We start from the raw sequence: 13,268 nt of genomic DNA, 5'->3' as shown, positions 1-13,268 counted from the left end.
ATCTGTTATCCTCCTATTAGTACGGTGGGACATCCTAATACGATAGTACCGCCATGGGCGGTGCTATCTCCCATTCTGGCTGCAGGCTTACCGCCAATCATGACGGTAGCGGAGCCTTTTACGATAGTATCCGGCGGGCCAACGCATACACACATATCGCCCATAACGGCAGCCGGCATTTTACCAATGAGTACGGTAGGTGCTCCTGGACCTGTAACAGGCCCGCCTACATGGGGTATGGGTGGCAGGCCCGGTGTAACCATCGGGCATACGTGCATGTCTGTTAGTCTGGCTGCTGGCGTTCCCATTCTGTGAGCGTTTTAATTGATCATGACCATGCCGCCTTTCACAATGGTTTGTCCGGAGGCGGAAAGTTCAGCACTGGCAGTACCCTGCGCTGTAAAACCAACCTGGGCTGTCTGCTTGATGTTCATACCAGACAGTTCCAGGTCCTGCGTGGCGGTGCCTGTTATTTTTGAGGTGGCATTCATTGTAATGTTACCTGTAGCTTTGAGCACTAGATCTTTTGTACTGTTTAGTGTAATACCGCTGTCATCCAGTTTGATGCTGTTGCTGTTCTGATCTTCCAATGTAATTCCTTTGGCATCGTCACTAATGGTAATGGTATTGTTGCCGGGGGTGGTGATTTTAATAATCTTTTTATCATCATCAAAATTTACCTGCAACTGGCTTCTTGTATAGATAGCTTTTGTATTATTCTTTTCATCAGGCTGTGTCAGGGGCGGTGTATTTGCCTTGCTATACAGTGAGCCTAATACGATGGGATAGCGGGGATCGTTCTCCAGGAAACCCAATATGACCTCATCGCCTACTTCCGGGGAAAATACGATACCTGCGCCTGAGGTGGCGTAATAATTTCCCAGCCTTGCCCAGATCCCTTTTGCTTCAGCATAGGCGGATACCGGTTTTACCTGCACCCGGAAGCTGGACCCGGGATCTTCTGAGATCTTTACTACTGTAGCCAGTTGTAGACCATGGACAGGTGGTACCTGGCCATTTGCATTGCTATAGGAATATTGTTCCTTATCGTAGATCGGTTTCTCAGAAAGTCCGAAACCAACCGTCGTTGTCCATTCACCTTCTTCCAGTACGTGCTTTACCATGCTTACATATGTATTGCCATTAAAGCGTGCACCGACACCATTGAGGGTGATCATTGAACCTGGTTTCACCGTGGCATTGCCCAGAAAAGAAACTTCTCCTTTAACGGCACTCATACGCATGCGTAAGAGCAGGTTATCTGCCCAGGTTTTTAAGTCAGCCTGTGCCAGGGGGACTGTGGCCGTCAATTGAAATGCAGATTGACCGAGTGTGCCGGATAAGGTGGTCGCCGTCTGGTTGCCGGGCAGGGTGACTGTCGGTTCCGTGGCATCTGCGGTGATCAGTGCCAGCGTAGTTGGATCCCATGCGGCAGTTTGTAAGGTGGGGGCTTGTTTTTCGGCATTGACCTCTCCTTTGAAATGGATGATGGAATCTCCCATTGCAATATTTAAGACAGGGTCTGTGCTAAAATCGGGTAAACCGATGGTAACTGTATCATCATACATGGTGGTAATGAAACCGTTGAAGGCTGCCCTGGTAAGGAGGAAGTCCCAGTCGGTCGCCATCTTTTGGAACACGGCTTCCATTTGCGAATCAGTGCTGCTCACAGTCGCGGACAGTCCGTAGTTGCCCATAAGTTTGCTCATGATATCGCTATCGGTGATCTGGTCGAATTCACATTCTTTCCTGTTGTACGTCATCTTCACCGCCTTGTGCTTGCAGGTCACAATGAGTTTATATCCACCTTCTGCACTTGCGGTGATTGCCTGTTTTACAATAAGACCTGTAAAGATGGAAGCCGGCGCACCGGTACCGTAGCCTGCGGAAATAGCAATCTCCTTTCCCGGGATAAAATCATCTCCCTCGCTAATTGGGAAATTACCTGCGTCACCTTCGGTATCATCATTCAAACCTTCAGCAATTACAATTTCTGCGTATGAGATGCGGTTCACCTCGTGCACGACCTGGATTGATACAATAGGGTATTTTTCCTCTACGGGATTCCCGGCTATTGCAATTGTAAAGCTGATATTGACATCCTGTATATTTGCTGGTGATGGTGCCGGCATTTAAATCTTTTTGAGTGGTGGAAAATATAACTGATCTCCGGGGCGGATCGCGTGTACACTGTTCAGGTTATTGACTCTGGCCACTTCCATATAATAGGCTGAATTGCCATAAATACGGTAAGACATCAGCGGCAGCGTATCGCCCGCGCGCACTGTCAGGATATGTGTAAGGTCCGGAGAACTCTTGCCTGCTTCCTTGTTTTTGGTCAGAAAGTCTTTTGTCTCAGCCAGTCTGAGTTTGGCTTCAGCACGCAGTGTAGCTCCTCCCGGATCAAATAATTTATAGTTGATAGTAAGGCCTTCACTGACACCAGTGACGAGGACCTCACCCCATGTTATTTTCAGGTAATGGCGATGATGGAGATTCCCATCATAGCGGGATACCACATCACTGAGCTGGTTAATATAATCATCTACGGATGTGATACCGTCAGGGAAAGGGATGACCCCTGTCCCATCAATTACCAGGCTTAGTTCAAACCTGGCTGCACTGCTCTTGAATGTTTTTGTATCCTTGCTTTTATTCATTTCCTCGCTGCTCTTGTAATCCGTCATGTAACTTTTGGAGAAGCTGGCAGGGTTGATCATGGCATAGATGGACTTATTCACAGACTGTGTACAGGCCATGTCACTATATGCCTCTATCTTTAACTTGGTCAGTTGTGGCATTGTGCGCGATTTATCTGTCTTCTGTGCTGACTTTTAACCCAGCTTTTAATTGTTGCATACATTCTTTTACAATCTTATCCTTCAGTTGGCGGATAAGCATTGCATCCGGTGTTTCCTGCCTGGAAGCTTGTCCGGAAGTGATAGTGACTTTGATGACCAGTTCACGTATTTCAAGCGCCATGGTTACAAGGTTTTTTCAAAGAAATCATAAGCTATTTCCAGTGATTCGATTACGATCTGACCTTCTTTGGCCGTGAGACCGCTGTAATCGAGTTTCACGGCATATGCATTGAAGAAGGACCAGATGGCAATGGGCATGGCATTTTCCTCCAGTAACTGTACGACCACCGTTTTGGGGCTGATTGTAAATTCACTGATGCACTTTTGTGCCCAGAGGATAAGCGGGGAGTCGAGAACCATGCCCCGCTTTAATACCAGGTTGCCATATTTGGGAGGAGAAGGGAGCCGGTGTGTAAACCGGTTCTCTCCTCCCTCCTTTACTTCTTCGGGGCTGATGGTCACAGAAAGGCCATTGACTTCGCTGAAGCTGCCTTCATGCATACCAAAGATGCCCACAAAGGCCACCTTGAAATAAAAGCCCGTAGGTGGGTAATAAATCTTATTTGCAAATGGTAATGGCATAATTTATCAACTTGGAGCCAGGCCTTCATGTGCTACTTCCATTGTTTCTACGGCGACTTCATTAGCGTCGGACTTCATGTCGGTCACTGTAATTTTGGATGGAAAAGCATTTTTCAATGTCCAGCTCATAGCTACCTGCTGACTTTCATCCAGCAGGCTAATGACGATACTGGAGCGTTTATATGTGTTCATTTTAATAGCACTGTATTTATCCCAAAGGGCCTTATCGCCTTTGAAGATGCCTTTCTTCAGGGTGATGTTGGAGAACTTTTGGATGCCCGGCATTTTTACCGTAGAGTATACAGGGCTGCTGCCGCCTCTGTATTCTATGATCTGGGTTTCGGAGGAGAGGCCTGTAACTTCCTGGAATATCAGTTCAGCGCCATCCCACATTACCTTGAAGGAGAATTTGACCAAAGGCCACACCGTCTGTGACTGTACTGATCCGTCATCTGCCATATTATAATGATTTTAGGGGGTGAAGAAATATTATGCCTGCTGCATTTGTTGCTGGAAGGTGATCACGATGAATTCTGCCGGGCGAACAATCGCAACTTTTACGGTGATGAGCATTTTACCATCGAGGATGTCCTGTGGTGTCATAGTAGTACCCAGGCCGATCTGGACATCATAGGCAACGTCTGGTGAGGAACCTGCCAGGGCACCTTGTTTCCAGAGGTTGTTCAGGAAGTTATTGATCATGCTCTTTACGGTTACCCAGGTAGTGCCGTCATTCGGTTCAAAGACATAAGCACGGGTAGCCAGTTTGATGGATTGTTCGATCATGATGAGGGTGCGGCGCACATTGACGTAGCACCAGTCAGCGCTGTTGCCGTCGAGTGTTCTGCCGCCCCATACCAGTACGCCGATGCCGGGGAAGGGTCTGATTACGTTGATAGACTTACCGGCCATTACGTCGACATTGAGGTCTTTCTGCTCATCGTGGGAGATGTTTACGGCGGGTGCATTCACCATGTTTACGCTCACATTGGCAGGAGATTTCCATACGCCCCGGTTATTGTCTACCATGGTATACAGGCCTGCAATTGCCCCACTGGGTGGCAGTTCGTTGAGGCGTGCTCTTACTTCTTCTATGATGCTGTTGTAAGTAGGGCTGGCTGCTTTCAGCGACTGGTGATAGTTCTTTTTGGCGTTATTGTCAGGTGTAGCTACAGCTTTGAAGGTGGTGACGATTTTTTTAGCCGCGTCTTCAGGCAGGAGTGCGCTGAGGTCAACTTTGTCATCCAGGTTTTCAAAGGTAACTTCGCTGGGCTGAACGATGGATGTCTTAAGCCAGGGGTAATAGGCTGCGCCATAATTGAGTGCATTGATGCCAATACCATCCCTGAACTTCTTCACGACATCTTCAGTCTTGTCAGTGTAGGTCTGTTGTGCCAGATCGAAGATGCCAAAGCGGCTCTGTGTCTCCTGGCAGTGTGCGAGAACTTTGGTATAAACAGAATTGTATGCAGCTTCGCCCAATGCTATGGCATCAGGGATGACCACCAGAGTAGGTTCGAATTCTTTTTTTAACAGTTCAAAGACGTTTGGTTTGGTATCTGAACCAAAGATGTCTTCTCCTGCTATTTCGATCCCGTCCGGCTTATCGCCATAGGTGCCTACCGAAACGATGTAACAGTTGCTGCCACCGTTTGCGTAGAACAGGCGGATGCTGTTGTAGAGGTATACTGTATTTTTAGGATTTATGGTGACCACGTACGGTGCGCCATTGATCATAAAGGTCTCGCTGGGTTTGGCAGGGTCTGCCGCAGCGATGGAAAACTTTGCATGAAAACCGCCACCGTAGTTCTCAACGAACTCGGCAAAGGAGGTGATGCGGGTGGGCTTGTACAACAGCGATTTCCCGAATCGTTCGGCTATTTGCGTATAGCCGATAAATACAGGAACCGCAGTTTCCACGGCGACCACCGAACTGGGGAAGGCGTTCTTTTCCTCGATATAAACGCCGGGGGTCATAAATGTTGAGGCCATAGATTGAGCAGTTTAACAATTAGTACAAAAAGATTTCAGACGACAATTTTGATTGACCACCTGCTACAGAAATCCTGCTGATATCCGGAACCGGCAATGCGGGCATGACTATGCGATAGGCATCACTGCCTGTGGCATAATCTACCAGCATGAATGGAGCTGCCTGTTGGGCCAGTGTGACCGGGGAGTCTGAAACAAAAGATATTGTTTGCCTGCCATCCGGTAACACGGCAGATTGCGGTCCACTGAAAATCGTTTTGCCCGAGGGGTCCAGTACAGCTGGTTTTATCAGATCCTGCAAGTGCCCGCTCATCAGGAAATAATACCATTGTGTAGACCTGGGTGCAAAATGAATAACATATTGTGGCCGTAATTCTTTATCCAGCAGCAACTCTATTCGGCCAAAGGGCCGGATAAAACCGGTGCCTGTCAGCGGAGCGACTTCACTAACGGAAACGTACACGTCCTGATGTAACCTGCCCGTAGAATTATTTTTATTGGTGAACAGGAGTATACTATTCCGCAGATCGTGCTGCTGCAAATCTGTATAATTATAAAAAAGGTGATCCTTTAAAGACAAGTCAAAATTAAGTGACAGTGCATCCTGTAGAATGTTGTCCCTGCTGAGCAGGGTATCATCAAAAGAGATCGTGATGCCATCAGCCTGCTGCCTTAGCAACAGTCCGTACCGGCGCAGATCTCTTGCTGTGGCCACAGGAATGTTTACCTGTAGCTGCTCAAACCTGGTTGAAGTGTAATAATCATGACGGAAATAAACCGCTGTCAATGGTGTATAGCTCATGAATACCTAAATTATGGCGGAAGGGTCCGTTACACCGGGTCTGTATTCCCTGATTACACCATCATCAAATGTCAGCATACGCATCTTGTATATCACAGATGGCATATACTTTGCGCCCAGTGTTGCCCATACATTATTCAGCCGCTCTGTTCCCACGCTCTCCATTTCGAACATCAGCTTATCTATTCTCTTGTCAAGTGAGGGTGTATTTGTACTGGTCAGCACATTCCTGGATTGAAAATATGCAATGATAAATGAGAGGAAACGTAATGCTTCTGCATAGTTATTACTGCTGAAATATGCAGCAAACAATATGTAGAGGTTGATGCATACCGGGGGCATGCTTCGCGTAGTTACGTTACCATTATTGAAACCCGGAGCATTGAGGCCCAGTGACTCTTTTTCAACGTTGATAAGTGTAAGTACCACTTTATTTTCACCCTGAATGGCCACGGAGCCATCCTGGTTGACGATAGCCGACAACACTACTTTGTCTTCACTGAGATGAAGCTGCCGGTTGAAATATTTATTGATTTCATCGGCTATGCAGGAAAGGGTTTCATAGATCATGTCGGTTCTTTTAAGGCAATAGCTACCCGTATAACCATATATGTTAGCAAAGCACATACTATGATCATACACTGTGATCTTACAATGTCAGTAATTATTATATTTTATGGATGCCCGATACGAAGACAGTTCTCAGTATTGCGCATTACACGCATGAGGGAATATACTGGAAACAGGAGATCGTAACGTTAGGATACGTTCATAGTCATGGAGTCATCATAAATGTTTATGTGATAAGTGTTGAATTCTGCGGGCTAGGAATTCTTAATAAGACGCAATATAGGGCTTAGGAAAAAATTATTCAAATTTTATTTTGAATAAATTATTGTCTATTTTTTATGAGGATTGCTTACTATTGCATCATTGACCTCGCCCAAAGTCACAATATTAAATCGAAGTAATGATACCCTGCATGCGGAATAATTTCCGTCTGATTTTATTCATCTTTACTATCTTTTTCTTTGCTGGAAATACTTTGACTGCTTCTGTTGCTGTGTGCCAGCAATTGCCGAAGGATACTGCTGTGAAGACGAAACTGCTGAAACGGATTACTGAAATGTTGCAGTTCAGAAAGAACGCGCGCAGGCGTGAACAACAGCGCATGATCACCATCGTGAACGGTTTGTTTGCAGATTCCCTGGTGGCTACGCCAGCTGCCATTAAATACCTGAACTGGGCATTGGATAATGAGCGTAATCAAAACTTTGCCTACTTACGGCAATTAATAAACGATAGTTTGCCCAGGCATACGACCGATACTGTCTTAGTGAAAGCAGGTATCACTGAAGAAGAGATGACTGAGCTGGCAGGAAAACTGGTACCACTGCTACAACAAAAAGAAGTTGAAGTGAAGGAAGACACTGCCCGGCAGCAGCGCTTAAAAATTATCCGTGCCTTGTATGGCAGGCCGCCTGATCAGGTAGATACCCTGCGCCTGAGTGATACCACCGGACGGCTGTACAAGATCAGGTTATCACACCAGGCCGAAGTAATAGGAATTCAATCGAAGGATAATGGTGATGCGTATATGAATTATAATTTCACCACGCTGAGTTATCTTTCTATTGCACCACCGGGTTCTTATAAAATAATGGATGCTGCCAGGAAATATGGCTGTAAGACAATGTTTATGCTGAACGGCAGTAGTGGTTTGTTGCAAAATGAGGCTCAGCAGTTTGAACTGGTAGACTCTCTCCTTCCATTACTGGAAGCACAGCAGGCCACAGGTGTCAACGTATGGATCAGGGATGTGAAGCAAAGTGAGCGGGATGCATTTACACGTTTTGTGACCATCCTGTATAACTATCTTGATCACAATGCACCGGGAAAGTACAGTGTAGCGGTAACCATTCCTGCCTATGATAAAAACAAGGCTTATGACCTCCGGGAACTGGCACCAATGGTAAAATATTTTATCATCAACTTTACAAGTGCACCTCCCCCGGCAGGAAGTTGCGATCCCCTCAAAGGAAATAATAATTACAGTATAGATCCTGTGGTGTCGCGATATGTGAACCAGCACATCGCACCAGAGAAGTTTATCCTGATGCTGCCTTATGACGGTATAAAGTGGGTGGGCAATACTTACTCTTTTATGTCGTATAAGGATATTAAAAAAGCGTATCCACAGGATAGCATGGTGAGTTATGATGTGACGGCAGCCTCCGCTTATATAGGCAACATCTGGTTCAATGATCCGACCACGCTGGATGTGAAGTATGACTATGTGTTAAGAAATGGATTGGGTGGAGTGGCTATTTGTCCGCTGGGAGCAGATGATGGGTACGGGGAATTGTGGGATGAACTCACCGATAAATTCGTGGTAGTCGATACGGTGTGGATGGATAAGGTGAGGCTGACACCCCTGCCGGTAGAGAAACCGGGATTGTGGACGAGGATTAAACAGCGGATAAAATATGAATTGCGGGCGATTCATCAGTTGTTGAAGGATCCATGTAGCATTAGCACGAACTATTATAAGAGTGATGAATACTTCAGGTACCTGGCAATCTTTTTATTTGTGTGTGTGGTGCTGATTGGGATCTTCTATTTGTATAATGTGAGGATGGAGGGATCGGACTGGAAGTTGCGGAAGAAGGTCCTGTATGTGTGGATTGGTGTGATTGTGCTGGCAATGTTGTCATGTACAGTGAGCCTGATGCTGGCGAAAAGGTTGCCGCTTTTAGGATTTACGGATGACCCCGTGGAGTGTAAGAATATATCCCTTTATAGTGTACTGGTGGTGTTTTTAATGGGAATTGCATTGGGGATGGTATTGATGAGGGTATTTGTGTTTCCGCTGGTGAGGAAAAGAGATATACCATAGTGTCATACGGCCGTTTTTTTGGAGAAAATCGGTTAAACTTTTATAGACGCATCTTCTGAAATGCGTACATTTATTTGATTCACAGTGCGTCCGCAATAATCAATTCAAGATATATCATGCTTTGGATCAAATTTTGCCGATCTTAGCTTTATGCTGATTATTCCCGGCATGCCATTGCATGAATATAATTGAGATTGTCAACAAGCAGGTATTGACTATAGAAAACTGTGACCGCGAGCCGATTCATATACCTGGTAGTATCCAACCTCATGGTATGTTATTGATACTGTCACCTGAGAATGGAGTGGTTCGTTACTGTAGTGCGAATACCTATCAATTCATTGATAAACAACCTGTTGAAGTCTTAGGTAAGTCCCTTACCGATATTCATCCCGCCCTTTGGGAAAAGATACAGCCTTTGCTGCATGCCGATAACTCCCCCTTCCATCCAGTTCCGGTTGGTGATCTTCATGTCACTATTCATGCATCCGGAGAATTTCGCATTTTAAGCCTCGAAAAACGGCTGGACCATGAAGATGACCCGGATTATGCATTTGATCAAACCAGGGGGTTTATTGGGTTTATAGAACGGTCCAGAAGCCTGAAAGACCTCTGTCAAAATATCGCTGTAGAAACAGCCCGCATTACCGGCTTCGACAGGGTCATGATTTACCGTTTTGATAAAGACTACAATGGGGAGGTTTTCGCAGAATCCCGCAGGGAGGATTTGCCACCTTTCCTGGACCTGCATTACCCTCATACCGATATACCGGCTCAGGCAAGGGAGCTCTATCTTCGTAACCTGCTCCGCCTTATTCCCGATGTACAATATGAACCTGTTCCCTTGTTGGCGCTTGCCACGGAATCAATACAGCAACCAGACCTGAGTGATGTCATTTTGCGTAGTGTGTCGCCCATTCACATACAATACCTGAAAAATATGGGTGTAAGTGCTTCCATGAGCGTATCTGTTATCATGGAAGGCAAATTATGGGGCCTGATTGCCTGTCATCATCACCAGCCACTGTATCTTTCAGCCCGGCAAAAGAAAGCTGCGTTATTGCAGGGGCATTTCCTGAGTTCCCAGATCAGGGTACAGCAGGTAGCGGAGGAGCATGTGATCAATGTAAACGTGGAGGCACACCTGCAGCAACTGTTGAACCGGATTGAGCAGGACGAAGATATGAGCCAGAAGTTTGAGCAATTTAGCTCATTGTTGGCGGTTACCAATGCGACTGGCGTAGCGATGCTGCATGAAGGTAAGATTTATGAAATGGGCCTGGTGCCTTCCAGGGAAAAAATCCTGGGTTTGATTCGCTGGGTAGGTGAAAATGTAAAGTCATCGTTGTTTTCTACGAGTTGTCTCAGTAAACGCTATCCTGAAGGTGCTGCCATGAGTAAATATGGTTCAGGGGTGATCTTTCATGCCATGGGGAAACCAACTGATAGTTGTGTGATCTGGTTCCGGGAGGAACTGGAGCTTACTGTAAAATGGGCTGGCCGGCCGGAGACTTCGATCGGGAAAAACAACGGGGACAAGCCGCTGACTCCCCGGAAGTCATTCGAAATATGGAAAGAAATAGTAAAGCAGCAGTCTGCCGAATGGCGGGCCTCAGAGATCAACGCGGCTACCCGTTTTGCTACCTCTCTGCAGAATCATTTCCATCTCACTTACCTGCGTAATGAGGAAAACAGGTTACGTGTGTTGAATGAACGGTTGCAACAGGCCAACCAGGAACTGTCGAACATCAACTGGATTACTTCCCATGATTTGAAGGAACCGCTGCGTAAGATCCAGCTAATGTCGTCGAGAATTGTGTATGAGGGTGGTGACAACCTGTCTGATGTCATCAAAATACACATTGAAAAGATCCGGAACTCAGCCAGCAGGATGCAGCATCTGGTAGATGATATTCTTTCCTATTCGATGATGAATAACAGGAATAATATGTTTACCCTGGGCGATTTGGGACCGATTATTGCGGATGTAAAAGCAGAACTGGAGGAGGAATTGTCTAACAAGAAAGGGCTGCTCTCGGTACAGTCTATGCCGCAAAGTTTGCGGATTGTGGTACATCAGATGGGACAGTTGTTTTCGAACCTGATTTCAAATTCCATCAAGTTTGCGCAACCGGGAGTATCTCCGGAAATCTATATAAATTGTCAGGTGGAAAAAGGCAGGGATATCCGGGAGGTAGCCTTACCGGCGGATAAAAACTTCTATTGCATCAGGATTTCAGACAACGGTATCGGGTTTGAGCCAAGGTATAATGAAAAGATCTTTGATATTTTTTACAAACTACATGACCGGGACACTTATGCGGGTACAGGAATTGGATTAGCCATCTGTAAAAAAATTATGGAGAATCATCAGGGGGCTATCACTGCCAGCGGGGAAATCGGGAAGGGGGCTATTTTCAGGATTTATTTACCAGTAGAATAAAATTGTTTTTCATAGGCTCATATCAGTTAGTTAAAAAGAAAAGCATAATTTTTTTTGGTGATTTGAAAATAAATTCTACTTTTGCAATCCCAATCACGGGAATGGCTTCGTAGCTCAACTGAATAGAGCATCTGACTACGGATCAGAAGGTTTCTGGTTTGAATCCAGACGAGGTCACAAAAAAGAGAGGAGTTTTGTACTAAAAGGGATCAAAACCCTTCTTCTTTAAAAAAGAAATGGCAAAATTTGGTTTTCTAGTAGAAATATTCTAAATTTGCCGTCCAAAACAGCCAAATGGCTTCGTAGCTCAACTGAATAGAGCATCTGACTACGGATCAGAAGGTTTCTGGTTTGAATCCAGACGAGGTCACAAAAAGCCCGATTCATCTACATGAATCGGGCTTTTCTTTTAGCATATTTTACATTTGTGATCATGAAAATACAACTCTGGAGTATCGGGAAGGAGAATGACGCATATATCAGGGATGGTATTGCGGTTTTCCAGAAACGATTACAGCATTATACGGATTTTGAGCTGAAGCTGATCCCTACGGTGAAGCAGGCGGCGAGTCTGTCAGTGCCGGAGCTGAAAAAGGCGGAGGCAAAAATGATAATGGATATGCTTCAGCCACAGGATTACCTGCTGGCCCTGGATGAACACGGAAAGATGCATACCACCCTGCAACTGGCAGATTTTTTACAGCAAAGGGCCAATGCCGGTACCAGGCAGCTGATTATCTTAATCGGCGGAGCCTATGGTATCGATAACAGTCTCCTGGAAAGGGCGCAGCTAAAAATGTCACTGTCTCCCCTCACCTTCCCGCACCAACTGGTAAGGTTAATAATGACAGAACAAATTTATAGGGCGTATACGGTTTTGAACAGGGAAAAATATCATCATCAATGATATTTTAAGTACATTACAATATATAAATTATCTGACTCAACATGGAAGGGCTTACATTAACGATTACAATTATTCTGATCACCAGCCTGGTATCACTCACGACATTGTTCCAATACCCGGATAAAATTTACGATCTCAGTCTGCGTCCCACCATGATCAGGGATCGCAAACAGTACTATCGCTTCTTTACTTCTGGTCTGGTACATGCTGACCTGCTGCACCTGGGCTTTAACATGTTCTCCCTTTATTTCTGCGGACGCTTTATTGAAGAAATTTTTGAGAACATTTTCCAATCTAAATTTTACTTTTTGCTGTTTTATGTTTTAGGTATTATCTTTTCAAATATACCCACATATCTCAGGCATAAAAACGACGATTACTATTCAGCGGTGGGTGCATCCGGTGCTATTTCGGCCGTGATCTTTGCAATGGTTTTATTTGCGCCATGGGCAAAAATTTATTTTATTATTATTCCAATGCCGCTGATCCTGTATGCAGTAGTATATGTGGCAATGACGGTATACCTGGATAGACGTATGCAGGGAGTAGCTGGTGGTGTCAATCACTCTGCACACCTGTGGGGCGCGTTATTCGGATTGATATTCCCAATAATTTTCAAGCCTGCTATTTTCCTGTTCTTCCTGAATCAATTGATCCATCCTACTTTTTAAATGGGAGCACATAATATTTAAAAGTCGCTTTGGTCTCTTTCCAAAGCGGCTTTTCTTTTTTACACGGCCTGCTTTTTGCATTTCTGTATCAGAATTAAGGCTCCAGCTAAGCTA

At 45.4% G+C, this 13,268-nt stretch carries 13 protein-coding genes and 2 tRNA genes; 6 read left to right on the top strand and 9 right to left on the bottom strand.

The features are described 5' to 3' along the window. Positions 1 to 5 precede the first annotated feature (5 nt). Genes DXN04_RS19990 through DXN04_RS19955 form a run of 9 tightly spaced genes read right to left on the bottom strand, consistent with a single transcriptional unit; the run spans position 6 to position 6,807 of the window. Complete coding sequence (locus DXN04_RS19990; protein ID WP_116855158.1) at positions 6 to 308, bottom strand: PAAR domain-containing protein; 303 nt, start codon at positions 306 to 308, stop codon at positions 6 to 8. Between the two features lie 12 nt (positions 309 to 320). Continuing rightward, entirely contained in the window at positions 321 to 2,132 is a 1,812-nt protein-coding gene (vgrG, locus tag DXN04_RS19985) for a type VI secretion system tip protein VgrG (RefSeq protein ID WP_116855157.1), read from the bottom strand. After that, complete coding sequence (locus DXN04_RS19980) at positions 2,133 to 2,801, bottom strand: CIS tube protein (RefSeq protein WP_116855156.1); 669 nt, start codon at positions 2,799 to 2,801, stop codon at positions 2,133 to 2,135. 10 nt (positions 2,802 to 2,811) lie between these two features. After that, the gene (locus DXN04_RS34850; RefSeq protein WP_158569085.1) at positions 2,812 to 2,982 is read right to left on the bottom strand and encodes a DUF5908 family protein; all 171 of its coding nucleotides are present in this window, start codon (positions 2,980 to 2,982) and stop codon (positions 2,812 to 2,814) included. Between the two features lie 2 nt (positions 2,983 to 2,984). Continuing rightward, entirely contained in the window at positions 2,985 to 3,443 is a 459-nt protein-coding gene (locus DXN04_RS19975; RefSeq protein WP_116855155.1) for a phage tail protein, read from the bottom strand. A gap of 6 nt (positions 3,444 to 3,449) precedes the next feature. Next, entirely contained in the window at positions 3,450 to 3,902 is a 453-nt protein-coding gene (locus DXN04_RS19970; protein ID WP_116855154.1) for a phage tail protein, read from the bottom strand. A 30-nt stretch (positions 3,903 to 3,932) separates the two neighbouring features. Next, positions 3,933 to 5,435, bottom strand: a complete 1,503-nt coding sequence (locus tag DXN04_RS19965) for a phage tail sheath family protein (RefSeq protein WP_116855153.1) — start codon at positions 5,433 to 5,435, stop codon at positions 3,933 to 3,935. Positions 5,436 to 5,454: 19 nt separating this feature from the next. Continuing rightward, positions 5,455 to 6,237, bottom strand: coding sequence for a hypothetical protein (locus tag DXN04_RS19960; protein ID WP_116855152.1), 783 nt, complete (start codon positions 6,235 to 6,237; stop codon positions 5,455 to 5,457). A 6-nt stretch (positions 6,238 to 6,243) separates the two neighbouring features. Then, entirely contained in the window at positions 6,244 to 6,807 is a 564-nt protein-coding gene (locus DXN04_RS19955) for a DUF4255 domain-containing protein (protein ID WP_158569084.1), read from the bottom strand. Between the two features lie 412 nt (positions 6,808 to 7,219). On the opposite strand from DXN04_RS19955, the gene DXN04_RS19945 reads away from it, so the two are divergent. The 6 genes from DXN04_RS19945 (at position 7,220) to DXN04_RS19920 (ending at position 13,154) form a co-directional block, all read left to right on the top strand. Then, positions 7,220 to 9,133 (top strand): glycosyl hydrolase family 18 protein, encoded by a 1,914-nt coding sequence (locus tag DXN04_RS19945; protein WP_158569083.1) that lies wholly within the window; start codon positions 7,220 to 7,222, stop codon positions 9,131 to 9,133. A 178-nt stretch (positions 9,134 to 9,311) separates the two neighbouring features. Beyond that, entirely contained in the window at positions 9,312 to 11,576 is a 2,265-nt protein-coding gene (locus tag DXN04_RS19940) for an ATP-binding protein (RefSeq protein WP_116855148.1), read from the top strand. Positions 11,577 to 11,679: 103 nt separating this feature from the next. Continuing rightward, positions 11,680 to 11,753: transfer RNA gene (locus tag DXN04_RS19935), tRNA-Arg, on the top strand. A gap of 119 nt (positions 11,754 to 11,872) precedes the next feature. Next, positions 11,873 to 11,946 (top strand) — tRNA-Arg (locus DXN04_RS19930). 63 nt (positions 11,947 to 12,009) lie between these two features. Further along, on the top strand, positions 12,010 to 12,483 hold the full coding sequence (locus DXN04_RS19925) for a 23S rRNA (pseudouridine(1915)-N(3))-methyltransferase RlmH (RefSeq protein WP_116855147.1): 474 nt from the start codon (positions 12,010 to 12,012) through the stop codon (positions 12,481 to 12,483). A gap of 41 nt (positions 12,484 to 12,524) precedes the next feature. After that, complete coding sequence (locus tag DXN04_RS19920) at positions 12,525 to 13,154, top strand: rhomboid family intramembrane serine protease (RefSeq protein WP_116855146.1); 630 nt, start codon at positions 12,525 to 12,527, stop codon at positions 13,152 to 13,154. Positions 13,155 to 13,268: the final 114 nt, after the last annotated feature.

Source organism: Chitinophaga silvisoli (assembly GCF_003412465.1).
Lineage (GTDB): Bacteria > Bacteroidota > Bacteroidia > Chitinophagales > Chitinophagaceae > Chitinophaga > Chitinophaga silvisoli.
The sequence above is the reverse complement of the archived record's forward strand: the minus strand, read 5'-3'. Positions and strand labels throughout refer to the sequence as shown.

What these genes read in the sequence shown, in the direction of transcription:
- DXN04_RS19990 (WP_116855158.1), bottom strand. Translation starts at nt 308, where the DNA reads ATGGGAACGCCAGCAGCCAGACTAACAGACATGCACGTATGCCCGATG.
- vgrG (WP_116855157.1), bottom strand. Translation starts at nt 2,132, where the DNA reads ATGCCGGCACCATCACCAGCAAATATACAGGATGTCAATATCAGCTTT.
- DXN04_RS19980 (WP_116855156.1), bottom strand. Translation starts at nt 2,801, where the DNA reads ATGCCACAACTGACCAAGTTAAAGATAGAGGCATATAGTGACATGGCC.
- DXN04_RS34850 (WP_158569085.1), bottom strand. Translation starts at nt 2,982, where the DNA reads ATGGCGCTTGAAATACGTGAACTGGTCATCAAAGTCACTATCACTTCC.
- DXN04_RS19975 (WP_116855155.1), bottom strand. Translation starts at nt 3,443, where the DNA reads ATGCCATTACCATTTGCAAATAAGATTTATTACCCACCTACGGGCTTT.
- DXN04_RS19970 (WP_116855154.1), bottom strand. Translation starts at nt 3,902, where the DNA reads ATGGCAGATGACGGATCAGTACAGTCACAGACGGTGTGGCCTTTGGTC.
- DXN04_RS19965 (WP_116855153.1), bottom strand. Translation starts at nt 5,435, where the DNA reads ATGGCCTCAACATTTATGACCCCCGGCGTTTATATCGAGGAAAAGAAC.
- DXN04_RS19960 (WP_116855152.1), bottom strand. Translation starts at nt 6,237, where the DNA reads ATGAGCTATACACCATTGACAGCGGTTTATTTCCGTCATGATTATTAC.
- DXN04_RS19955 (WP_158569084.1), bottom strand. Translation starts at nt 6,807, where the DNA reads ATGATCTATGAAACCCTTTCCTGCATAGCCGATGAAATCAATAAATAT.
- DXN04_RS19945 (WP_158569083.1), top strand. Translation starts at nt 7,220, where the DNA reads ATGCGGAATAATTTCCGTCTGATTTTATTCATCTTTACTATCTTTTTC.
- DXN04_RS19940 (WP_116855148.1), top strand. Translation starts at nt 9,312, where the DNA reads ATGAATATAATTGAGATTGTCAACAAGCAGGTATTGACTATAGAAAAC.
- DXN04_RS19925 (WP_116855147.1), top strand. Translation starts at nt 12,010, where the DNA reads ATGAAAATACAACTCTGGAGTATCGGGAAGGAGAATGACGCATATATC.
- DXN04_RS19920 (WP_116855146.1), top strand. Translation starts at nt 12,525, where the DNA reads ATGGAAGGGCTTACATTAACGATTACAATTATTCTGATCACCAGCCTG.